21 protein-coding genes and 1 tRNA gene are annotated in these 21,171 nt (G+C 62.9%); 9 read left to right on the top strand and 13 right to left on the bottom strand.

Translation table 11 applies throughout. The features are described 5' to 3' along the window. Positions 1-92 precede the first annotated feature (92 nt). Positions 93-512: a hypothetical protein gene (locus M1D44_RS06020; protein WP_112184492.1), complete on the top strand. Its 420-nt coding sequence runs from the start codon at positions 93-95 to the stop codon at positions 510-512. A gap of 4 nt (positions 513-516) precedes the next feature. Here M1D44_RS06020 and M1D44_RS06015 read toward each other — a convergent pair whose 3' ends face one another. Beyond that, positions 517-1,350, bottom strand: a complete 834-nt coding sequence (locus M1D44_RS06015) for an aldo/keto reductase (RefSeq protein ID WP_024975455.1) — start codon at positions 1,348-1,350, stop codon at positions 517-519. 92 nt (positions 1,351-1,442) lie between these two features. Continuing rightward, positions 1,443-2,678, bottom strand: coding sequence for an NADH:flavin oxidoreductase/NADH oxidase family protein (locus M1D44_RS06010; protein WP_316853836.1), 1,236 nt, complete (start codon positions 2,676-2,678; stop codon positions 1,443-1,445). 92 nt (positions 2,679-2,770) lie between these two features. Here M1D44_RS06010 and M1D44_RS06005 point away from each other — a divergent pair, with 92 nt between their 5' ends. Next, positions 2,771-3,229, top strand: a complete 459-nt coding sequence (locus tag M1D44_RS06005; RefSeq protein WP_316853835.1) for a MerR family transcriptional regulator — start codon at positions 2,771-2,773, stop codon at positions 3,227-3,229. A 105-nt stretch (positions 3,230-3,334) separates the two neighbouring features. On the opposite strand, the gene M1D44_RS06000 is transcribed toward M1D44_RS06005, so the two are convergent. Next, entirely contained in the window at positions 3,335-3,976 is a 642-nt protein-coding gene (locus tag M1D44_RS06000) for a LysE/ArgO family amino acid transporter (protein ID WP_316853834.1), read from the bottom strand. Positions 3,977-4,050: 74 nt separating this feature from the next. Between M1D44_RS06000 and M1D44_RS05995 the strand changes: the two genes are divergently transcribed. Further along, positions 4,051-4,947 carry a LysR family transcriptional regulator ArgP gene (locus M1D44_RS05995; protein ID WP_316853833.1) on the top strand — a complete coding sequence of 299 codons (897 nt, stop codon included), beginning with the start codon at positions 4,051-4,053 and terminating at the stop codon, positions 4,945-4,947. A 4-nt stretch (positions 4,948-4,951) separates the two neighbouring features. Here M1D44_RS05995 and M1D44_RS05990 read toward each other — a convergent pair whose 3' ends face one another. Then, positions 4,952-5,812, bottom strand: a complete 861-nt coding sequence (locus M1D44_RS05990; RefSeq protein ID WP_316853832.1) for an MBL fold metallo-hydrolase — start codon at positions 5,810-5,812, stop codon at positions 4,952-4,954. Between the two features lie 100 nt (positions 5,813-5,912). On the opposite strand from M1D44_RS05990, the gene M1D44_RS05985 reads away from it, so the two are divergent. From M1D44_RS05985 to M1D44_RS05965, 5 genes are all read left to right on the top strand, one after another. Continuing rightward, positions 5,913-6,278 carry an ArsR/SmtB family transcription factor gene (locus tag M1D44_RS05985; RefSeq protein ID WP_037031548.1) on the top strand — a complete coding sequence of 122 codons (366 nt, stop codon included), beginning with the start codon at positions 5,913-5,915 and terminating at the stop codon, positions 6,276-6,278. 2 nt (positions 6,279-6,280) lie between these two features. Beyond that, positions 6,281-7,102: a sulfite exporter TauE/SafE family protein gene (locus tag M1D44_RS05980; RefSeq protein ID WP_112184482.1), complete on the top strand. Its 822-nt coding sequence runs from the start codon at positions 6,281-6,283 to the stop codon at positions 7,100-7,102. A 35-nt stretch (positions 7,103-7,137) separates the two neighbouring features. Further along, a tRNA-Pro gene (locus tag M1D44_RS05975) sits at positions 7,138-7,214 on the top strand. 139 nt (positions 7,215-7,353) lie between these two features. Continuing rightward, positions 7,354-7,827, top strand: a complete 474-nt coding sequence (gene sixA / locus M1D44_RS05970; RefSeq protein WP_024975447.1) for a phosphohistidine phosphatase SixA — start codon at positions 7,354-7,356, stop codon at positions 7,825-7,827. A 128-nt stretch (positions 7,828-7,955) separates the two neighbouring features. After that, a complete protein-coding gene (locus tag M1D44_RS05965) occupies positions 7,956-8,789 on the top strand; it encodes a GNAT family N-acetyltransferase (protein WP_004634231.1) in 834 nt (277 codons plus the stop codon). A gap of 80 nt (positions 8,790-8,869) precedes the next feature. On the opposite strand, the gene ppx is transcribed toward M1D44_RS05965, so the two are convergent. Continuing rightward, positions 8,870-10,393 (bottom strand): exopolyphosphatase, encoded by a 1,524-nt coding sequence (gene ppx / locus M1D44_RS05960; protein WP_316853831.1) that lies wholly within the window; start codon positions 10,391-10,393, stop codon positions 8,870-8,872. A gap of 169 nt (positions 10,394-10,562) precedes the next feature. Here ppx and ppk1 point away from each other — a divergent pair, with 169 nt between their 5' ends. Further along, on the top strand, positions 10,563-12,734 hold the full coding sequence (ppk1, locus tag M1D44_RS05955) for a polyphosphate kinase 1 (RefSeq protein ID WP_024975445.1): 2,172 nt from the start codon (positions 10,563-10,565) through the stop codon (positions 12,732-12,734). Between the two features lie 82 nt (positions 12,735-12,816). Here the strand turns inward: ppk1 and phoR are convergent, their stop codons facing one another. The 8 genes from phoR to glmM form a co-directional block, all read right to left on the bottom strand. Then, positions 12,817-14,145, bottom strand: a complete 1,329-nt coding sequence (gene phoR / locus M1D44_RS05950) for a phosphate regulon sensor histidine kinase PhoR (RefSeq protein WP_024975444.1) — start codon at positions 14,143-14,145, stop codon at positions 12,817-12,819. 84 nt (positions 14,146-14,229) lie between these two features. Continuing rightward, the gene (gene phoB / locus M1D44_RS05945; RefSeq protein WP_024975443.1) at positions 14,230-14,943 is read right to left on the bottom strand and encodes a phosphate regulon transcriptional regulator PhoB; all 714 of its coding nucleotides are present in this window, start codon (positions 14,941-14,943) and stop codon (positions 14,230-14,232) included. A gap of 23 nt (positions 14,944-14,966) precedes the next feature. Continuing rightward, on the bottom strand, positions 14,967-15,680 hold the full coding sequence (gene phoU / locus M1D44_RS05940; protein ID WP_024975442.1) for a phosphate signaling complex protein PhoU: 714 nt from the start codon (positions 15,678-15,680) through the stop codon (positions 14,967-14,969). 40 nt (positions 15,681-15,720) lie between these two features. Next, a complete protein-coding gene (gene pstB / locus M1D44_RS05935) occupies positions 15,721-16,512 on the bottom strand; it encodes a phosphate ABC transporter ATP-binding protein PstB (RefSeq protein WP_051541441.1) in 792 nt (263 codons plus the stop codon). After that, on the bottom strand, positions 16,509-17,393 hold the full coding sequence (gene pstA / locus M1D44_RS05930) for a phosphate ABC transporter permease PstA (protein WP_024975440.1): 885 nt from the start codon (positions 17,391-17,393) through the stop codon (positions 16,509-16,511). Before pstA ends, pstB begins: the two co-directional genes overlap by 4 nt. 38 nt (positions 17,394-17,431) lie before the next feature. Continuing rightward, positions 17,432-18,406 (bottom strand): phosphate ABC transporter permease PstC, encoded by a 975-nt coding sequence (gene pstC, locus M1D44_RS05925; protein WP_024975439.1) that lies wholly within the window; start codon positions 18,404-18,406, stop codon positions 17,432-17,434. Between the two features lie 116 nt (positions 18,407-18,522). Next, complete coding sequence (pstS, locus tag M1D44_RS05920; protein WP_024975438.1) at positions 18,523-19,557, bottom strand: phosphate ABC transporter substrate-binding protein PstS; 1,035 nt, start codon at positions 19,555-19,557, stop codon at positions 18,523-18,525. Between the two features lie 191 nt (positions 19,558-19,748). Then, positions 19,749-21,092, bottom strand: a complete 1,344-nt coding sequence (gene glmM / locus M1D44_RS05915; RefSeq protein WP_024975437.1) for a phosphoglucosamine mutase — start codon at positions 21,090-21,092, stop codon at positions 19,749-19,751. Positions 21,093-21,171: the final 79 nt, after the last annotated feature.

Raw genomic sequence — 21,171 nt, 5'->3', positions numbered from 1 at the left:
ACGCCCGCTTTTTCGTTTCCAAATGTTACGGGGTGCACTGAGGGCGACTTCGGCCAACGCACGCAGCGCAGCCGTGCAGTACAGTCCATGCCATGAAAAAAGCCCTGACCTGCCCGTCTCTCGTCCTGCTGGCCTTGCTTGGTGCGTGCGCATCGCACCCGCAACAGCAGCCCGCCGATTCGACCAGCGCCGCCGCGGCGGCCACTGACGCCAGCGCAGACAACGGCTGGCAGGTGCTGCGCGCCAACTACATGGCGTGCGTTCAGCGCCAGGCCGATAGCGGCGTGCCGGGCACCACGCAGACGAAAGCCGTGGTCGCCTCCGCGCTCGATGCCTGCGAAGGCGACCTGCGCACCATGCACGACGGTTTCCGCGATCACCTCAGCGCGTCGATGTCATCATCCGGCGCGCGCAAGGCCGCCGACCGCGTCACCAAAGACACCCGCGACAAAGCCCGCGTCTACCTGATGGGCTACGTCGATCACGAGCGCTACGTGGCAAAGTCGCGCTGAGCGGTTACAGCATCTCCAGCGCGCGCGGCCCCTTAGGCGGCGGAAAGATGCTGTCCAGCGTCGCCAGTTGCTCAGCCGTGAGCGTGTGCGCCAGCGCGCCGATGTTTTCGCGCAACCGCTCACGATGGCCTGTCTTGGGAATGGCGATGATGCCGTCGCGCGCCAGCAACCACGCCAGCGCCACCTGTGCCGGCGTCATGCCGCATTCCTGCGCGAAGCGCACCAGCTTTGGATGTCGAACCAGCCGGGCCTGCTCGATGGGCGAATACGCCATCACCGGCACGTGGCGCTCGTGCAGCCAGGGCAGCAAGTCCCACTCGATGCCGCGCCGGCTGAGGTTGTACAGCAGCTGGTTGACGGCAATCTGATTGCCGCCCGGCGCGTCCCACCATTCCTCCATATCGGACAGGTCAAGATTGCTCACGCCGTAATGGCGGATCTTGCCTTCGCGCTGCAGGGCCTGCAGGCCTTCCAAGGTCTCTTCGAACGGCACATCGCCGCGCCAGTGCAGCAGGTACAGATCGAGGCGATCAGTGCCGAGCCGGCGCAAGCTGCGCTCGCATGCCGCAGCAATGCCGCGCCGGCTGGCGTTGTGCGGGTAGACCTTGCTGACCAGAAAAACGTCATCGCGCCGCCCGGCGATAGCCTCGCCGATCAACGATTCGGATAGGCCTTCACCGTACATCTCGGCCGTGTCGATCAGGCGCAAACCCAGATCGAGGCCCAGACGCAACGTGGCGATTTCTTCATCGCGCGTGGCGCGGTCGTCGCCCATGTTCCAGGTGCCCATGCCGAGTGCAGGGACGCGTTCGCCGTTGGGCAGAGTGACTTGTTTCATGTCGTGCTATCCGAATCGGGGAGGCAAAACATGAATCTACAAGAGACGCGGCGCAGCGGTAAGGCTGCGCCGGTCCGCTCAGAAAATACGCCCTAGCGCGCCTGGCGTTGCGCTGTCCATCGACGATAGCGCCGCGACTGGCACGCTGCGGCCAGTTGCTGTTGAATCAGCGCCCGCAGGGGCGACACACGCGGGTCTGTCGTGCGCCCCTCGCTCAGCCGGTTGAGCTGAAACTTGACGACTGCCATGTTGGCCAGCGCGCCGAGCGCCTTGTTCTTCCACGTGATGGGCTGCAGCGCCGGCGCGTTGTTCTTGCCGCCAGCCCAGTCGCGCGGCAGGTTCGGATCGATGGACAGCGCGGTCGCAATGCCCACCATATCGACTCCGCTGTCGACCACCTGCTCCGCCACCACCCGGCGCCGGATGCCGCCCGTGACCATCAGCGGCATGCGGGCAATAGCGGCAATGTCGCGCGCGAATTCCAGGAAATACGCCTCGCGGGCAAGCGTACGGCCATCACGCGAGTGCCCTTGCATGGCCGGGACTTCATAGCTGCCGCCGGACAGCTCCACCAGATCGACACCCAGCGAATTGAGCAGCTCGACCACCTGCTTGGCATCGTCAGGGCTGAAGCCACCGCGCTGGAAATCGGCCGAGTTCAACTTGACCGACACCACGAACTGCGGCGACACAGCGGCGCGCACGCTGCGCACGATATCGAGCAGCAGGCGCGCGCGGTTCTCGATCGGGCCGCCCCACTGGTCCTGCCGCCGGTTGGAAATGGGCGAGAGAAACTGGCTCAGCAGATAGCCATGTGCTGCGTGGATCTGCACACCGGTAAAGCCGCTCTGCTCGGCCAGTTGTGCGCTGCGGGTAAAGCGCTGCTGGACTTCGCGGATGTCCGCCTCGGTCATCTCGCGCGGCACCGGAAACTGTTTGGACAACGCGCCGAGCGCCAGCGGCACCGCTGAAGGCGCCAGCGTCGGTTGCCCGAGCGACGCTGGCATCTGCCGACCCGGATGGTTGATCTGGACCCACGCATGCGCGCCATGCGCCCGCGCGACCTGCGCCCAGCGGCGAAAGCGTTCCAGATGCGCGCCGTCTTCGAGCACGACGCCCTTCGGGCCCGTCATGGCCCGGTGGTCAATCATCACGTTGCCGGTCAGGATCAAGCCGGCGCCGCCTGCGGCCCACGCTTCATACAGGCGTAGCAACGCGTCGGATGGCGCGTGATCGGCGTCGGCCATGTTCTCTTCCATGGCAGCTTTGGCAAGGCGATTGGGAATCACCGCGCCGTTGGGCAGAACGAGGGGCGTGAAGAGCTTCATGGGCGGCATCCGCGTTGGGGGATTTGACATTTGACGACACCTGAACCCTAAGCTTAAAGTCAACTTGAATGTCAAGCCTGCGGAGCACGCACATGAAGATTGGTGAACTGGCCCGCCTGAGCGGTGTGGCCGCCTCCCGCATCCGGTTCTATGAAGCCAGCGGCCTGTTGCAGCCGGCTGAGCGGCAGTCCAATGGGTATCGGGAATACGCGCCGGAATCGGTCACGCGGCTGGAGATCATCCTGCGCGCGCAAAGCGCGGGGTTCTCACTGGAAGAAATTCGCGCCCTGCTGCCCGGACATCTGGGCGAATGGCCGCGCGAAGAATTGCTGCTGGCGCTACGCCGCAAAGTGGCGGAAATCGATGTGCTTGAGCAGCACCTGGCGCAAAACAAGCGCGACTTGCTTGCGCTCATCCGCGAAATCGACCACGAGGCCGACGGCGAAGACTGCGCCGACCGCGCCCGCCGCGTGTTCGACAAGATGAACCTGCGGCCGCTCAAGCAGCCCGCTGCAGAACCGCCGGCGCGCCCGGCAAGAAAGCGCGGCTGAGGCGTGTCGCTGCAAGGGCATGCGTTGTTGAAATCGCTGGGAGTGCTCCGCGTGCGCAAGGGCATGCAGACGGCGGCGGCGTTACGGTAGCGGAATCGAATCGACTCAAAACCCGCCCAGCACGTGACGCAGCAGCAAGGCAGACAGCACCAGCATCGTCACGCCAATCAAGCCATCCAACACCTGCCACGCTCTCGGCCGGGCAAACCATGGCGCGAGCCAACGCGCACCAAACCCCAGGGTCACGAACCAGAACAGGCTGGCCGACCCCGCACCCGCCACAAACCAGCCGCGCAACGCCACGGCCTGCTGAGCACCAATGCTGCCCACCAACAACACCGTATCCAGATAGACGTGCGGATTGAGCAGCGTAAAGGCCGCCGCCTGCGCCAGCGCCGCGCCGCGGCTGAGGCCATCGCCACCTGCGGCTGCCCGTAAGTGGCTGGAATGCCGGGCGCGCCCTAGTGCCTGCACGCCATACAGCAGCAGGAATACGGCGCCCGCCAACGCAAGAAAACGCGCGAGATTGGGCCGTTCTCCCAACGCCTGCGCCATGCCAAGCACACCCGCCAGAATCAGCAGCGCATCTGCCATCGCACAGAACAGCACCACACTGCCCACGTGTTCACGGCGCAGCCCCTGACGCAGCACGAAAGCGTTCTGCGCGCCAATGGCCACGATCAGCCCCAGGCTCAGCGCCAAGCCCTGCAGGAATACGGAAGAGGAAGTCGCAATCGAGGTTGTCATGCGCGCAGCTTGCCGGGCCGGCTTGATGAAGACAAACTATCTTTTCTTCATCCAATTCAGTTTTTCTAACTTTCGTGCTCGACTATTCCGCCTTGGCCGCGTTGGCAGCCGTCATCCGAGAAGGCAGCTTCGAGCGGGCTGCCCGCACACTTCACGTCACGCCATCTGCCATTTCGCAGCGGATCCGGCTGCTGGAGGAACGCGTTGGCTGCGCGCTGGTGGTGCGTGATCAGCCGTGCCGCCCGACTGAAACCGGCCGGCGGCTTTGCCAGCACGTAGACCGCGTTCGCCTGCTCGAACAGGAACTGCAAGGCGCGCTGCCAACGCTGGCGCCAGAAGGCGTCGCCCGCGTTGCGCTACCGATTGCCGTGAACGCCGACAGCCTGGCGACCTGGCTCGCGCCAGCGATCGCCACCTTCGCAGCAACACATCCGGTGTTGATGGAGGTGGCGGTGGATGACCAGGATCACACCGGGGAGTGGCTGCGCAGCGGTGCCGTGCTGGCTGCCGTTACGGCCACCGCGCGGCCGGCCACGGGCTGCAACAGCCGCCCGCTCGGGGCCATGCGTTATCTGGCTGCAGCCAGCCCGGCATTCGTGCAGCAACATTTCGCAGACGGCGTCGGTGCAGGTGCGTTGGCGCAGGCGCCCTGCCTCGTGTTCAACACGAAAGATGCGTTGCAGGCAACCTGGGCAAGGCGCCTGTGCCATCGGCATGTGGAACTGCCACGCCATCTGTTGCCGTCGTCACAGGCATTTGTGACCGCGGCCGTGGCCGGCATGGGCTGGGGGTTGCATCCACATGCGCTGATTGCGCAGCATCTCGAAGACGGTTTGTTGGTCGAGCTGGTGCCGGACACACCGTTGGACGTCCCGCTGCATTGGCAGCACGCGCGTGCGGCATCGGCGCTGCTCGACACACTCAGCCGCGAGGTGCTGAGCGCCGCGCGCGCCGCACTGCTCCCGCCCTAAGCGGTTACAGCGCGTTCAGCGGGATCTTGAGGTACTGCACGCCGTTCGGCTCGGCCGGGGGCAACATGCCCGCACGAATGTTCACCTGAATGGCCGGCAGCATCAGCGTTGGCATGCCGAGTGTGGCGTCGCGCCTCGTGCGCATCTGCACGAACTCAGCCTCGGTCACGCCATCGCGCACATGGATGTTGGCGCTGCGCTGCTCGGCCACCGTTGTGTGGCAGATGGCTTCGCGACCGGCGGGCGGATAGTCGTGGCACATGTAGAGCCGCGTGTCCGGCGGCAGATCCAGCAGGCGGCGGATCGACTGATACAGCGTGCCCGCATTCCCACCCGGAAAATCGCAGCGCGCAGTGCCCACGTCCGGCATGAACAGCGTGTCGCCCACAAACACCGCATCGCCCACCTGATAGGCCATGTCTGCCGGCGTGTGGCCCGGCACGGCCAGCGCCTTTGCTTCCAAATTGCCGATACGAAACACCTCGTCCGGCGCGAACAGGTGGTCGAACTGCGAGCCATCGAGCAGGAATGAGGGCTCCAGATTGAAGATCGGCTTGAACACGCCCTGCACCACGCAAATACGCTCGCCGATGGCGATGCGCCCGCCGAAACGCCCACGCAGATACGGCGCGGCCGACAAGTGATCGGCATGCGCGTGGGTCTCCAGCAGCCATTCAACGCGCAAGTCCTGCGCTTCGATGAACGCGGCAACGCGCTCGGCCGATCGGGTCGTCGTGCGGCCCGATTTCGGGTCGTAGTCGAGTACCGAGTCGATCACGGCACACGGCGTGCCGGGGCCTGCGTGCACAACGTAGGTCATGGTGCAGGTATCGGCGTCGAAAAAGGATTCGATCTGGGCGTGCATGGTGAACTTTCCCGAACAATCTATATTTTTATAGAATATCGTCTGACATTCTGTCTGCCAATAGTGCAAACAGCGCGAATAGAACCCTGCGCCACGCCCCATGAGCCACTCCACAGCCAGTCCCGATGTTGTGCCGCTGCCCGAGGCGGCCATTTCCATGCTGCGCGCCTCTGCGTCGCAGGCGTGCGCCGTGCTCAAGGCCATGGCCCACGAAGACCGCCTGCTGCTGCTCTGCCAACTTACGCAAGGCGAGCGCAACGTCGGCGAACTGGAGGCGCTGGTGGGTCTGCATCAGCCCAGCCTGTCGCAGCAACTGGGCGTGCTGCGCGACGAGGGCCTTGTCACCACGCGGCGCGAAGGCAAATACATCTATTACCGGCTCGCCAGCTTCGAGGTCATCCAGATCATGCAGACACTCTCTGAGCTGTACTGCGGCAAGGTCTTGAAGAAGATGGCGGGACACTGATCATGTCGCCCATGGAAGCGGGTTGGATCATCAGCGCGGGGCTGGGCTCTGTGGTGGGGCTCATTCTGGCGCTCACAGGCGCGGGCGGGGCCATCGTCGCGGTGCCGCTGCTGATTTTCGGATTGCATCTGTCGGTGCCACAAGCTGCGCCGATTGCACTGCTGGCGGTAGGGCTGTCCGCCGGGCTGGGCGCAATGCTCGGCTTGCGGGAAGGCAAGGTCCGCTACAAGGCCGCTGGGCTCATGGCGCTGTGCGGCGTGGTGATCTCGCCGTTCGGCATCTGGGTTGCGCACCGCGTGCCAAACACGCCGCTCACGCTGCTATTTGCAGTGGTGCTCGCCTACGTGGCGCTGCGCATGTTTCGGCAAGCTCGCGCGGCACCGTCAACCGAGCCCCAGCCAAGGCGGACGGCACCGCCCTGTCACCTTGACACCACCACAGCCAAGCTGGTCTGGACGTTGCCGTGTGCGCGTGCATTGGCCGCGTCGGGCGTGGGCGCGGGCTTCCTGTCCGGATTGCTTGGCGTGGGCGGCGGTTTTGTCATCGTGCCCGCATTGCGCCGAGCGACCGATCTGCCGATGCAAACCATCGTCGCCACCTCGTTAGCGGTGATCGCGCTGGTGTCCATGGGCGGTGTGGTCGCCTCGGCCATTGGCGGGCATGTCGATTGGCATATCGCGCTGCCGTTTGCCGCCGGCGCCTTGACCGGCATGCTGGCGGGCCGGCGCTTTGCGAGGCATTTGGCGGGGCCAGCGCTGCAGCAAGGATTCGCCGCATTCGCGGGCGTCGTGGCGTTGGGCATGATCGCCAGAACACTGATTTGACCAGCGTGTTGCGGAAGCGGTACAATCGCGTTCTTCGGGGCGTAGCGTAGTCTGGTAACGCGTCCGGTTTGGGACCGGAAGACCGCGGGTTCAAATCCTGCCGCCCCGACCAGAATTGAGCAGCAAACAAAACGGCTTACGTTCACTACGTAAGCCGTTTTGCTTTGGAGCGGCGCGTTACGGCTCGTGGCGTCATCTGGCGATGCTATAAAGACAGCATCCGCATCAAAGCAATGCCGCTCACTTTCCCCATGAACCTCATCCTGTGGCGCCACGCTGAAGCCGAAGACGTGGCCGCATCACTGCGCATCCAGCGCAACACCGATCTGCAGCGGGAACTCACCAAGCGTGGTCACAAGCAGGCCGAGAAGATGGCCGATTGGCTGCGCCCTCGCCTGCCAGAAGACACACTCGTACTTGCGAGCCCCGCTGTACGCACGCAGCAGACCGCACGCGCCCTCACAGAACATTTCCAGACGCTGGCCGCACTTGCGCCCGGCGCGGATGTCAGCGCGATCCTCGATGCATTGGATTGGCCGTCGAATACGAACCTGCTGCTGGTCGGCCATCAGCCGTGGCTGGGCCGTCTCGCCAGCTTGCTCATCGCGGGCGTGGAAATGGACTGGAGCGTGAAGAAAGCCGGCGTGTGGTGGCTCAGCCGCCGCATGCGCGAAGACGAAGCGCAGACCGTGCTGCGCGCGGTGGTCAATCCCGATCTCGTGTGACACATCGCCCTCGTCACAGCATCGCCACGCAAAATTCACGCAATAGTCACGATTGACACGCTTTTGTCGCGGATCTGTCACGCAGCGTCTCTAGAATCGCCCCGAAATCCACCCTTGGGGATGCACGAATGCGAGACCTGCCGACGCCCACCCAGCCGTTGATCGACGCACTGCCGAGCCTGAATCTGGGCAACGCACGGAGGGGCCTTCCTCGCTCACCCGACGCTGTTCCAGCGCGTGACAAGCCTGTTCTGGCCGTTTCGTGGGCGCGCCATCAGGATGAAGTGACCGAAGCGCAGCGCCTGCGCTACAAGGTGTTTGCCGAAGAAATGGGCGCCCGCCTGCCTTCGGCCCACACCGAACTGGACGTCGACATGTTCGACGCCGTGTGCGACCACCTGATCGTGCGCGACCAGAAGACGCTGCGCGTGGTCGGCACTTACCGCGTGCTGCGCCCGGACGCTGCCAAGCAGATCGGTTGCCTGTATTCTGAATCCGAATTCGACCTCGTGCGCCTGGCGCACCTGCGCCCGAAGATGGTTGAGCTAGGCCGCTCGTGCGTGCACCGCGACTACCGGTCGGGCAGCGTCATCATGGCGCTGTGGGCCGGTCTGGGCGAATACATGCAGCGCTACGGCTTCGAGTCGATGCTGGGCTGCGCAAGCGTGTCGATGGGCGACGGCGGGCACTTTGCTGCAAGCCTGTATCGCAGCTTCGTTGACGATGGCTCACTCGCACCGATCGAGTACCACGCCTTCCCGCGCGTGGCACTGCCGGTAGACGAACTGAACCAGGATCTCGAAGTCGAGCCGCCTGCGCTCGTGAAGGGTTACCTGCGTCTGGGCGCACGCATCTGCGGCGCACCGGCCTGGGACCCTGACTTCAACGTCGCCGATTTCCTCACGCTGCTGCGTCTGTCGGACATCAACCCGCGGTACGCACGCCACTTCCTGCGCGGCTGATCTCGCTCCGAACAGCACCACGCAAAACAAAACGGCCCGGGTAACTCCGGGCCGTTTTGCTTGGGATGCAGCGAGATGCCTTACACGTACACCACCTTGTAGCGGCGACCGATGCGCTGCCACTCATCGGCTTCTTTCGCCAGGCTGTATTCCACCAGCGGATTCTGCTCGATCCAGCTCTTGGGCAGTTCGACCTCGAAACCACCTTCATTCAGTTCGCCTTCGCTGTGGCGCACGCGCAGGCCGGGCAGTTGGATCGCTCCCCGACGACGGCACAGCACAAACGCCAGACGCAGGCTGAACAGCATCCGCCAATCGAGGAACTTGCCACCGCCCGAGAGTTTGCCAAGCTTGCCTGCATGGCCCAGCAGCAGCGTCGCGAGCCGCGCCTGATCGGTCCTGGAGAAGCCCGGCATATCGGCATGGCTGGCGATGTACGCCGAGTGCTTGTGATACCCGCTGTGCGAGATGCTCATGCCGATCTCGTGCAGGTTTGCCGCCCAACCCAGCAGCGCGAGATTGTCTTCGCGGCGCTCATCGGGCGGGTCAGGAAACTGCGACAAGAGCGCCGTCGCCGCATCGCGAACGCGGCTCGCCTGCGCGCGGTCGACGCTGTAGCGGCGCATGAACTGTTCAATCGTCACCGTGCGCATGTCTTCGTGATGCGTACGGCCGAGCAGGTCATACAGCACACCCAGGCGCAAGGCGCCATCGGTCACGTCCATGCGGTCGACGTCGAGCTCTGCAAACACGCCCAGCATGATCGACAGCCCGCCCGGCAGCACCGGAACCCGATCCGACTTCAAGCCGTTGAGCTTCAAGCGGTTGGTGTTCTCCGACTTGACGAGCGCGCGTTTCAGGCGCTCCAGCCCTTCGCGTGTGATGCCGTGTTCGTTGCTCTTGTCGTTGAAGCCGTTCAGCTCGATCAACTCGGCCAGGGCGCGTGCCGTACCCGATGATCCGACGGCCTGGTTCCAGCCCGCCGTGCGGTACTGTTGCACGAGTACCTGGATCTCGCGACGCGCGGCCAACTCGGCCTGCTTCATCGCGTATTCATCAACGTTGCCGTTCGGGAAGAAATGCCGACTGTGCGAAACGCAACCGATGTACAGCGACTCCATCAGCTTGGGCTTGTAGCCATTGCCGATGATGAATTCCGTCGAGCCGCCGCCGATGTCGACGACGAGCCGGTTGCCTTGGCACGCTGGTGCGTCATGCGATGCACCGAGATAGATCAGCCGTGCCTCTTCGCGGCCTGCAATCACCTCGATGGGAAACCCCAGCGCGGCTTCCGCCTCGATCAGGAATTCCTGCGCATTCTTGGCCACGCGCAAGGTGTTGGTGGCCACGGCACGTACATGTTCCGGCGGGAAATCACGCAGGCGATCGCCAAAGCGGCGCAAAGCGTCGACACCGCGGCGGCGCGCAGGCTGATCCAGGTATTTATCTTGCGTAAGCCCGGCGGCCAAACGCACGGGTTCGCGCAGCGCATCGACCTGGAATATCTGGGTACCACCAGGGGTTTCGTCGACACGGCCGATCATCAGCCGGAAGCTGTTGGAGCCCATGTCGACAGCAGCCAGCAGACGGGGGGTGGGACTCATGAATGAAAACGGTTGAGGAGCAGAATCAGGGGCGCGGAGTATTGTCGTTCGAAACAATGCGCAACAAAATATGTCTTTATTGTGTCCCGAACATGACAACTTCAATGTGTCACAAATTTGACACCGAACTATGAAAAAGTGGCCGGATCGTCATCCGTCTGAACACAACATGTCGACATTGCCCGCGGGCGATCTGCTCAATCGCGAACTGGGCATCCTGGAATTCAATGCCCGTGTGCTCGCCCAGGCCGCTGACCCGGGTGTGCCGCTGATGGAGCGGCTGAAATTCATCTGCATCGTGTCGAGCAATCTCGATGAGTTCTTTGAAATCCGCATTGCCGGATTGAAGGAGCAGATGCGCGACAACCCTTCGTCGGTCACGCCCGACGGGCTGTCGGTGCAGCAGGCATTTGGCGTGGTTTCGGAGCGAGTGCGGCAGCTGGTCGCGCAACAGTATGCCATGTTGCAGGACGACATCCTGCCCCTGCTGGAGAAGGAAGGCGTCTTCTTCCACATGACGACCAACTGGAATGAAGCCCAGCGCGCCTGGTGCCGCAGTTTCTTCCAGCGCGAACTGGTGCCCATCCTGACGCCAATGGCACTGGACCCGGCGCACCCCTTCCCGCGCGTGTTGAACAAGAGCTTGAACTTCATCATCGAGCTGTCGGGCAAGGATGCTTTCGGCCGCGAAGCTGAACTGGCCATCGTGCAGGCGCCGCGCGCCCTGCCCCGGCTTGTGCAGATGCCGCCGGAACTGTCGGGCTATCAGTATGGGTTCGTGCTGCTCTCGTCGTTCATGCAGGGCTTTGTGCACGAACTGTTTCCGCAGATCGACGTACACGGCTGCTACCAATTCCGCGTAACACGCAATTCCGACCTGTTCGTGTCGGAAGATGAAATCACGGACTTGCGCGAAGCGCTTCAGGGCGAACTATCCACGCGCCATTTTGGCGACGCGGTGCGACTGGAACTCGCGCACGATACCTCACCGGCACTGGTGGTGCGCCTGCTGCAGGAGTTCGGCCTGACCGACGCAGACTGCTACCGCGTCAAGGGCCCTGTGAACCTGGTGCGCCTGCTGCAAGTGCCCGACATGGTCGACAAGCCGGTGCTGAAGTACCCGCCGCATGTGCCAGCAACGGTCAAACAGGTGGCCAACAGCTCGAACGTGTTCGACGCCATCCGCCAGGGCGACATCCTGCTGCACCACCCGTACGAAAGCTTCACGCCCGTGCTGGAACTGCTGCAGCAAGCTGCGCGCGACCCTGACGTGGTCGCCATCAAGCAGACCGTCTACCGTACCGGCAACGAATCCACGGTAATGGAAGCGCTCATCAAAGCGGCGCACAACGGCAAGGAGGTGACCGTTGTCGTCGAACTGCTCGCGCGCTTTGACGAAGAGACGAACATCAACTGGGCGGACCAGCTTGAATCGGCCGGCGCACATGTCGTGTATGGCGTGGTTGGCCACAAGTGCCACGCAAAGATGCTGCTGGTGGTGCGCCGCGAGGTGTCTGGCAAGGGCAAGACGGTCAAGCTGCGCCGCTACGCGCACCTGGGCACGGGCAACTACCACCCCAAGACCGCCCGCCTCTACACCGACTTCGGCCTGATGACCGCCAACGAGCAAATCTGCGAAGACGTGCATCACGTGTTCCAGTTGCTGACAGGCACGGGCGCGCAGGTCAAGCTGCATCATCTGTGGCACTCGCCGTTCACGATGCACGACAACCTGATCGAGCACATCCGAGCCGAAGCACGTGCTGCTCGCGCAGGCAAACGTGCGCGCATCATCGGCAAAATGAATGCGCTACTGGAGCCGGCCATCATCGACGAGTTGTACAAGGCGTCACGGGCGGGCGTGAAAGTCGACTTGATCGTGCGCGGAGTATGTGCGCTCAAGCCGGGCGTGCCGGGGCTATCGGAGAACATCAGCGTGCGCTCCATCGTCGGGCGTTTCCTGGAGCACCACCGCGTCTATTACTTCCATGCCGGCGGCGAGGAAGTCGTCTATCTCTCCAGCGCCGACTGGATGGACCGCAACCTGTTCCGCCGCGTGGAGGTGGCATTCCCCGTGCTGGACCGCAAGCTCAAGGCACGCGTCATCAGGGAAAGCCTGCAGGTGCATCTGCGCGACAACGCGTCGGCGTGGGTCATGCAGCAGGATGGCCGCTACGTGCAGCGTCAGACGCGGGGCAAGCACGTGCGCGTCAGCCAGTTGGAACTGCTGAACCACTTCTCGCCGCAGGCCGCTGCAGCGGCGGAGACGGCTGCCGCAGTGGCGGCGGCAACGGCTGCGGAACCGACGGTGCGTGCACCGGTGGAGATCTCCGCAGGCTGATCGCCAGCGGCGACTGCAAACGAAAACGCACGCTCAACAGCGTGCGTTTTTCATTCGCTCAATGGATGGAGAAAACTGGTGATCAGGCGACGCGCTCATCGGCAACGCTGGCGCTGCGCACCACCGTGCGCTCCGGCGGGAACACGGCGCGGAAGGTGCTGCCCTTGCCATGCTCGCTGGTCACCTGCAGTTCTCCACCGTGGCGTGATAGCACGTGTTTGACAATGGCCAAGCCCAGCCCGGTACCGCCGGTGTCGCGTGAACGGCTGCGGTCCACGCGATAAAAACGCTCGGTCAGACGCGGAATATGTTCGGGCGCAATACCAATCCCAGTGTCGGTGACGGAGTACACCGCGTGCCCATCGCGCACGCCCCAATCGAGGCGGATCGTGCCGCCATCGGGCGTATAGCGCACCGCGTTGGACGCCAGGTTGCTGAATGCGGAAAGTAGTTCAAGCTCGGCGCCGCACACGCTCACGGCGGGATCGCACGTCATGCTGACGGTGTGCCGGCCCGCAGACAGCGCTTCGATATCGTGCTGCAGCTGCAGCATCATGCGTTGCATGGGCACGGGCGCCAGCGACGGTGGTTCGGAGTTGCCCTCCAGCGTGGCGAGCGCCAACAAGTCTTCCACCAGATGCTGCATGCGCATGGCTTGCGTATGCATCATGTCCAGGTAGCGCTTCTTGTCTTCTTCCGGCAGCGGAAGGTCGCGCACCGTTTCCAGAAAACCCGAGAGCACGGTCAGCGGCGTCTTCAGCTCGTGCGAGACGTTGGCCACGAAATCGCGGCGCATCGCTTCGGTGTTCTCCAGCTTGGTGATGTCCTGCGACACCAGCAGCTTGCGGTCTTCGCCATACGGCAAGATTTGGGCAGAGATGATGCTTTGCTTGTGCGGGCCCACGTCATGCATGGTGAGCGGCTCCTCGAACTCGCCGCGCGCAAGGTAGCGCACGAACTCCGGTCGGCGGATCAGGTGGGTAATGCGTTGGCGCAGGTCACGCCTGGCAGAGAGACCGAAGTGCTCTTCAGCGACCGCGTTGCACCATTCGATCTGGTCTTCGCCGTCAAGCATGAGCACGCCGTTGGGCGACGCTTGAATGGCCTGGATGAACCGGCTGTGCTGTTGTTCAACCTGCAGCACCTGGGTGCGCCAGCCCTTCATCAACCGATGCAGGCGGTAGTAGACCTCGCCCCACAGACCCAACGCGCTGGGAATCTCGCCATAGGCCGGCGAGTCCAGCACACGCCACAGGCGTTGGATCTGATAGACGTAATACAGGAGCATCGCCAACAGCATTGCACTGAGAACGGCCAGCGCAACGACATGGTCGACGAAGAGATACAGGCATGCCGTGACGATGCCCATGAGGGCGGCAAAGACGGCAAAGCGGGTCCAGAAGACGTTCATGAAGGCATTCTAAGCGCTGGACCGCGACGGACGTGTGAACGCGCGATTGGAAACCCCGGCTCGCGCGTTCGTCTGACTGATACGTTATTGCCCCGGATTGCGCGCCAGGCGGTAGCCGCTGCCGCGCACGGTTTCGATCATGTTGCTGTAGCCGCCCGGCGCAAGCGCTGCACGCAGACGCTTGATGTGCACGTCCACCGTGCGCTCTTCCACGAACACGTGGTCGCCCCACACTTGGTCGAGCAACTGCGAGCGGCTGTGCACGCGCTCCGGATGCGTCATCAGGAAATGCAGCAGACGGAACTCCGTCGGGCCGAGGTCCAGCTTGATCGGATTCTCTGCTTCGATGTTCGTGGCCGTTACGCGGTGCGTGGCCGGATCCAGCTTCAGGCCGTTGATCGCCACCACGTCGTCGGTCAGCTGCGGCGCGCGGCGGCGCAGCACGGCCTTGATGCGAGCCAGCAGTTCCTTGGGCGAGAACGGCTTCGTGACGTAATCGTCCGCGCCGCTGTCCAAGCCCATGATCTTGTCCTGCTCTTCGCTGCGGGCCGTCAGCATGATGATCGGGATTTGGCGCGTGCGCTCGTTGGCGCGCAGCTCCTTGGCGAACATCACGCCCGACTTGCCCGGCAGCATCCAATCGAGCAGAACGAGGTCGGGCAGCACATCGCTCATCAGCGACAGTGCCTGCTCGGCGTTGTACGCGCGGATCGGGTAGTGCCCCGCGTGCTGCAGGTTGACGGCGATCAGTTCAGCGATCGCCGGTTCGTCTTCTACGACGAGAATACTGCTCGGCATGCTCACGTCTCCAGTCCTGCCCTTTATTCGCCCTCGCCGAGGATCTCGCGTGCCAGCGTCTCGCGTGAAGCGTGCCGGACGTCGGTGCCCTTGACGATGTAGATAATAAACTCGGCGATGTTCTTGGCGTGATCGCCAATACGCTCAATGGCCTTGGCAATGAACAGCAGATCCAGCGCTACCGAAATCGTGCGCGGGTTCTCCATCATGTACGTGATGAGTTCGCGCATGAAGCCGCGGAATTCCTCATCGATGGCCTTGTCTTCCTGCAGGATCGACAAGGCAGCAGCGGTGTCCAGGCGTGCGAAGGCGTCCAGCGCGTGACGCAGGATGGTCGCGGCCATCTCGCCCGAGCGCTCCACACCAGCGTAGTTCAACGCATGTGCCGACGGGTCCTGCATGATGCGCTTGGTGCGCTTGGCGATCTTCTCGGCTTCGTCGCCGGCACGCTCAAGGTTCGTGATGGTCTTCGAGATGGCCATCACCAAACGCAGGTCGCGAGCGGTCGGCTGGCGGCGCGCGATGATGTTGTTGCAGTCGCCGTCGATCTCGATCTCGAGCGCGTTGATTTCCAGCTCCACGGCCAAGACTTGATCGCACATGGCGGTGTCGAAATTGGCCAGCGCGCGCATGGCGCGTGCAATCTGCGCTTCCACCAGGCCGCCCATCTGCAGCACCTTGGTGCTGATGGAGGTCAGGTCGGTGTCAAACTGCGATGACAGATGCTTCTCAGACATCGGTTTCTCCTTGTCGCTTCAGCTTCAGCGTTGTTGCAGGTCAGCCGAAGCGGCCGGTAATGTAGTCTTCGGTTTCTTTGCGCTGCGGCTTGATGAAGATCTTTTCGGTGTCGCCGAACTCGATCAGCTCGCCCAGATACATGTACGCCGTGAAGTCGGAGCAACGCGCCGCCTGCTGCATGTTATGCGTGACGATGACGACCGTGTAGTCATCCTTCAGTTCGGCGATCAGCTCTTCGATCTTGCCCGTGGAAATCGGGTCCAGCGCCGAGCACGGCTCATCCAGCAGCAGCACTTCGGGGCGGATGGCAATGCCGCGCGCGATACACAGACGCTGCTGCTGACCGCCCGACAGGCCGTAGCCTGACTGGTTGAGCTTGTCCTTCACTTCGTTCCACAGCGCGGCCTTGGTCAGTGCCCATTCCACGCGATCGTCCATTTCAGAGCGCGACAGACGCTCGAACAGCTTCACACCGAAAGCGATGTTGTCGTAGATCGACATCGGGAACGGCGTCGGCTTCTGAAACACCATGCCGACCTTGGCACGCAGCAGGGCAATGTCCATGCGCGAGGTCAGCAGGTTCTCGCCGTCCATGTTGATCTGGCCTTCGGCACGCTGCTCCGGATACAGCGCGTACATCTTGTTGAACGTACGCAGCAGAGTCGACTTGCCGCAGCCCGACGGGCCAATGAAGGCCGTCACCTGCTTCTCGGGAATCTGCATCGAGATGTTCTTCAGCGCGTGGAACTTGCCATAGTAGAAGTTCAGGTCGCGAACATCGATCTTCGGGCTTTGCGTGCGCACTTCGAGGGACGTAGCAGTCATGGTCATTTCTTGGTGAACAAGGCACGCGCGAGGACGTTCAGCCCCAGCACACCCAACGTAATCAGGAACACCCCGGCCCAGGCCAATTGCTGCCACTCGGGAAACGGGCTCATCGCAAACTTGAAGATCACGGTCGGCAGCGTGGCCACCGGCTGATTCAGATCCAGACTCCAGAACTGGTTGTTCAGGGCGGTAAAGAGCAGCGGCGCGGTTTCGCCGGCAATGCGAGCGACGGCCAGCAGCACACCCGTAATCACGCCGGCATACGACGCCTTGAGCGTAATCGACAGGATCATCTTCCACTTGGGCGTGCCAAGCGCCATGGCGGCTTCACGCATCGCGTTGGGCACCAGGTTCAGCATGTTCTCGGTGGTGCGCACCACGATCGGAATCTGGAGCAGCGCCAGCGCAAGCACGCCGGCAATACCCGAGAAGTGCTGCACGCGGGCCACCACGACGGCATACACGAACAGGCCGATCACGATGGACGGTGCCGACAGCAGGATGTCATTGATGAAGCGCGTGGCGCTGGCCAGCATCGACGTCTTGCCGTACTCGGCTAGATAGATGCCCGCCATGATGCCCAGCGGCGTGCCGATCAGCGTGGCCATGCCCACCAGCAGGAACGACCCTGCGATGGCGTTGGCGAGGCCGCCTCCCGGCGTATTGGGCGCCGGCGTCATCTCCGTGAAGAGCGACATCGACAGGCCGCCCACACCCAGCGAGAGCGTGGTCCACAGAATCCATGCCAGCCACACCAGGCCGAAGGCCATGGCGGCGAGTGACAGCGCCAGCGCAATCCCGTTGACGTTGCGGCGGCGGGCCTGCAGGCGTGCCTTGATCTTTTCAGAGTCGGCGCGGACGGCAGGAATGGAAGACATACGCATGGTATTGGGTCTCATAGCGTCAGGCAGATCGCGTTGGTTCACTTCTGACCCTCGCTCTTCTGCAGGCGCAGAAGCAGCAACTTGGACGCCGCCAGCACGATGAACGTGATGACGAACAGGATCAAGCCCAGCTCCATGAGCGCCGCGGTATGCAGGCCCTGCCCCGCTTCCGCAAACTCATTGGCCAGCGCCGACGTGATGCTGTTACCCGGCGAGAACAACGACGGATCGGACAGCAGGTTGGTGTTGCCGATCACGAACGTCACGGCCATGGTCTCGCCGATGGCGCGCCCCAGGCCCAGCATCACACCGCCGATCACACCCGCCTTGGTGTAAGGCAGCACCACGTTCCACATGACTTCCCACGTCGTGCAGCCCACGCCGTAGGCGGATTCCTTAAGCAGCGTCGGCGTGATTTCGAACACATCGCGCATCACCGCCGAAATGTACGGGATGATCATGATCGCCAGGATCACCCCGGCGCACAGCAGGCCGATGCCGATCGGCGCACCCTGGAACAGCGCCCCGATGACCGGAATCTTGCCGACGGTCGCCGCCAGCGGTTTTTGAAAGTATTCGCCGAAGATCGGGGCAAACACGAGCAGGCCCCACATGCCGTACACGATGGACGGCACTGCAGCAAGCAGCTCGATGGCGGTACCCAGCGGCCGGCGCAGCCAGGCCGGCGACAGCTCGGTCAAGAACAGGGCAATGCCGAAGCTCACAGGCACGGCAATGATGAGCGCGATCAGCGACGTGACCAGGGTGCCGTAGACGGGCACCAGCGCGCCATAGATGTCGGAGGGCGGATCCCACTCCGAATTCCACAGGAACGACAGGCCAAATTTCTGAATCGTGGGCCAGGAGCTGATGATGAGCGAGATGATGATGCCGCCCAGCAATAACAGCGTAACGATTGCGGCAAGGCGGGTCAGACCGCCGAACACCAGGTCGCCAAAGCGGCTGGGTGCTCGCATACGGGAAGCGCCAGAGGAATCAGAGAGCGTGGCCATGAGGGAAACCGGTCAGCCGTGAAAGAAGCATTTGAAATGGTGCGGGCGGCCGATTCTTACCGCCCCCCGCACCTTGTGCTGCACCTACTTACAAGCCCTAATGCAGCAGGCAACCATCAGTGGTTGTACACAACCTTGCCCGATGCATCCTTCACGCTCGACTTCCACGTTGCGCGGATCTGGTTCTTCACAGCGTCCGGCAGCGGCACGTAGTCCAGGCCCTTGGCAGCATCGTCACCACCCTTGTAGGCCCAGTCGAAGAACTTCATGACTTCAGCGCCCTGCTCCGGCTTCGCTTGCGTCTTGTGCAGCAGAATGAACGTTGCACCGGCGATCGGCCATGCGTCCTTGCCCGGCTCGTCCGTCAGGATCTGGTAGTACGACTTGCTCCACTCGGCGCCGGCAGCCGCGGCCTTGAAGGCTTCAGCGGTCGGTTGCACGGTGGCGCCCGACTTGTTCTGCAGGTTCACGTACGTCATCTTGTTCTGCTTGGCGTAGGCATACTCAACGTAGCCAACCGCACCACCCAGACGCTGCACGAAAGCGGCCACGCCTTCGTTGCCCTTGCCACCCGTACCAGTCGGCCAGTTCACGGTCGTGCCTTCGCCCACCTTGCTCTTCCACTCGGTGTTCACCTTCGACAGGTAGTTCGTGAAGATGAACGAGGTGCCCGAACCGTCAGCACGGCGCACCACCAGGATGTCTTGGTCCGGCAGCTTGGCCTTCGGATTCAGCTTGGCGATGGCCGGATCATTCCACTTCTTGATCTTGCCCAGATAGATGTCACCCAGCAATTGGCCGTTCAGCGTCAGCTCGCCCGGCTTCACGCCCGGCAGGTTGATCACGGGCACCACGCCACCAATCACGGTCGGGAACTGGATCAGGCCATCCTTGTTCAACTCCTCGTCCTTCAGCGGCATGTCCGATGCACCGAAGTCGACAGTCTTGGCGGTGATCTGCTTGATGCCGCCCGACGAGCCGATACCTTGGTAGTTCACCTTGGTTTGGGTCGCCTTGTTGTAGTCGGCCGCCCACTTGTTGTAGACGGGTGCCGGGAACGTTGCGCCTGCGCCAGTGATGTCAACAGCAAATGCGGCACCAGCGAAAGCCAATGCAGCCACGCCAGCGATTGCGGATTTGACCAGTTTCATGAGTTCTCCAGAGGAGCGGTTGAGCGATGACAGATTTTTGACATCCGAACTTTAGGCGGCTTGAATGACAGTTATGTGACAACACGAAAACTTCTCATAACTGACCTGCAAGGCATGAAAGTCGACTCACGCGCATAAAAAAAGCGGCCCGGAGGCCGCTTTTTGACATATTTACTTGGTCTGGCAGCAACTTACTGCAACGTCGCAGCAAGGCGCTCCGCATGTTGGTTGGCCAGCTCTGCATCCTGCGCTTCCACCATCACGCGGACGACCGGCTCCGTACCCGACGGGCGGATCAGCACACGTCCCTTGCCATCAAGCTCGGCCTCGCTGGTCTTCAGCGCGGCCTGCAGGCCCGCGTGCGATTTCCAGTCGAAGCCCTTTTCGACCCGCACGTTGATGAGCTTTTGCGGGAACAGGCGCACGCCATCCAGCATTTGATCCAGCGTCTGGCCACTGCGACGCAATGCCGCAAGCACCTGGAGCGCCGAGATGATGCCGTCGCCCGTGCTGTGCTTGTCCAGGCAGAGCAAGTGGCCTGACCCTTCGCCGCCCAGCAGCCAACCATTCTTCTTCAGCTCTTCCAGCACGTAGCGGTCGCCCACCTTTGCGCGTACGAACTCGACGCCCTGCGCCTTGAGCGCCAGCTCCACGGCGAGATTGGTCATGAGTGTGCCGACCGCACCCGGCACCGTCTGGCCCGCCGCACGGCGCGCCTGCACCATCACATAGAGCAGTTCGTCGCCGTTGTAGAGGCGGCCATTGCGGTCCACCACCTGCAAGCGGTCAGCATCGCCGTCGAAGGCCAGGCCAATGTCGGCCCCGTGCTCGCGCGTGGCTTCGACCAACTTGCCCGGTGCCGTCGCGCCATAGCCGTCGTTGATGTTGCGGCCATTCGGCTGGTTGCCGATCGACACGACATCCGCACCCAATTCATGGAAGACGTGCGGAGCGATGTGATAAGCCGCGCCATGCGCGCTGTCCAGCACGACTTTCATGCCAAACAGGTTCAGGTCGCTCGGGAACGTGCTCTTGCAGAACTCGATGTAGCGGCCAGCGGCATCCTCGATACGACGGGCACGGCCCAGCGCGTCTGAGGCCGCGCACACCATCGGCTTTTCCAGCTCCGCCTCGATTTGCAGCTCGGTTTCGTCTGGCAGCTTGTCGCCGGTGGCGGAAAAAAACTTAATGCCGTTGTCGTAATACGGATTATGTGATGCAGAAATCACCACTCCCGCCGACAGCCGCAGCGCACGCGTGAGATACGCCACGCCAGGCGTAGGCAGCGGCCCGCTCATCAAGACATCAACGCCGGCTGCGGTAAAGCCGGCTTCCAGCGCGGCTTCCAGCATGTAGCCCGACAGGCGCGTGTCCTTGCCGATCAGCACAGTGGGACGGCCGTGGCCATGTGCTTCGCTGCCAAGGGCCAGCACACGGCCCGCCGCGTAGCCAAGGCGCAGCACAAAATCCGGCGTGATCGGGCTTTCACCGACACGTCCACGGATGCCGTCGGTGCCGAAATACTTCCTGGACATTGGGATCTCTCCTGGAGAATTCTTTCTTTGTTTGTAAGGCGCCGGCCGTCACCGGGCAATCCTCTGTTCGCTTGATCCC

This window comes from Ralstonia sp. SA306 (genome assembly GCF_054792405.1).
This window is presented reverse-complemented; position numbering and strand designations above follow the sequence as displayed.

What these genes read in the sequence shown, in the direction of transcription:
- M1D44_RS06020 (WP_112184492.1), top strand. Translation starts at nt 93, where the DNA reads ATGAAAAAAGCCCTGACCTGCCCGTCTCTCGTCCTGCTGGCCTTGCTT.
- M1D44_RS06015 (WP_024975455.1), bottom strand. Translation starts at nt 1,350, where the DNA reads ATGAAACAAGTCACTCTGCCCAACGGCGAACGCGTCCCTGCACTCGGC.
- M1D44_RS06010 (WP_316853836.1), bottom strand. Translation starts at nt 2,678, where the DNA reads ATGAAGCTCTTCACGCCCCTCGTTCTGCCCAACGGCGCGGTGATTCCC.
- M1D44_RS06005 (WP_316853835.1), top strand. Translation starts at nt 2,771, where the DNA reads ATGAAGATTGGTGAACTGGCCCGCCTGAGCGGTGTGGCCGCCTCCCGC.
- M1D44_RS06000 (WP_316853834.1), bottom strand. Translation starts at nt 3,976, where the DNA reads ATGACAACCTCGATTGCGACTTCCTCTTCCGTATTCCTGCAGGGCTTG.
- M1D44_RS05990 (WP_316853832.1), bottom strand. Translation starts at nt 5,812, where the DNA reads ATGCACGCCCAGATCGAATCCTTTTTCGACGCCGATACCTGCACCATG.
- M1D44_RS05985 (WP_037031548.1), top strand. Translation starts at nt 5,913, where the DNA reads ATGAGCCACTCCACAGCCAGTCCCGATGTTGTGCCGCTGCCCGAGGCG.
- M1D44_RS05980 (WP_112184482.1), top strand. Translation starts at nt 6,281, where the DNA reads ATGTCGCCCATGGAAGCGGGTTGGATCATCAGCGCGGGGCTGGGCTCT.
- sixA (WP_024975447.1), top strand. Translation starts at nt 7,354, where the DNA reads ATGAACCTCATCCTGTGGCGCCACGCTGAAGCCGAAGACGTGGCCGCA.
- M1D44_RS05965 (WP_004634231.1), top strand. Translation starts at nt 7,956, where the DNA reads ATGCGAGACCTGCCGACGCCCACCCAGCCGTTGATCGACGCACTGCCG.
- ppx (WP_316853831.1), bottom strand. Translation starts at nt 10,393, where the DNA reads ATGAGTCCCACCCCCCGTCTGCTGGCTGCTGTCGACATGGGCTCCAAC.
- ppk1 (WP_024975445.1), top strand. Translation starts at nt 10,563, where the DNA reads ATGTCGACATTGCCCGCGGGCGATCTGCTCAATCGCGAACTGGGCATC.
- phoR (WP_024975444.1), bottom strand. Translation starts at nt 14,145, where the DNA reads ATGAACGTCTTCTGGACCCGCTTTGCCGTCTTTGCCGCCCTCATGGGC.
- phoB (WP_024975443.1), bottom strand. Translation starts at nt 14,943, where the DNA reads ATGCCGAGCAGTATTCTCGTCGTAGAAGACGAACCGGCGATCGCTGAA.
- phoU (WP_024975442.1), bottom strand. Translation starts at nt 15,680, where the DNA reads ATGTCTGAGAAGCATCTGTCATCGCAGTTTGACACCGACCTGACCTCC.
- pstB (WP_051541441.1), bottom strand. Translation starts at nt 16,512, where the DNA reads ATGACCATGACTGCTACGTCCCTCGAAGTGCGCACGCAAAGCCCGAAG.
- pstA (WP_024975440.1), bottom strand. Translation starts at nt 17,393, where the DNA reads ATGCGTATGTCTTCCATTCCTGCCGTCCGCGCCGACTCTGAAAAGATC.
- pstC (WP_024975439.1), bottom strand. Translation starts at nt 18,406, where the DNA reads ATGGCCACGCTCTCTGATTCCTCTGGCGCTTCCCGTATGCGAGCACCC.
- pstS (WP_024975438.1), bottom strand. Translation starts at nt 19,557, where the DNA reads ATGAAACTGGTCAAATCCGCAATCGCTGGCGTGGCTGCATTGGCTTTC.
- glmM (WP_024975437.1), bottom strand. Translation starts at nt 21,092, where the DNA reads ATGTCCAGGAAGTATTTCGGCACCGACGGCATCCGTGGACGTGTCGGT.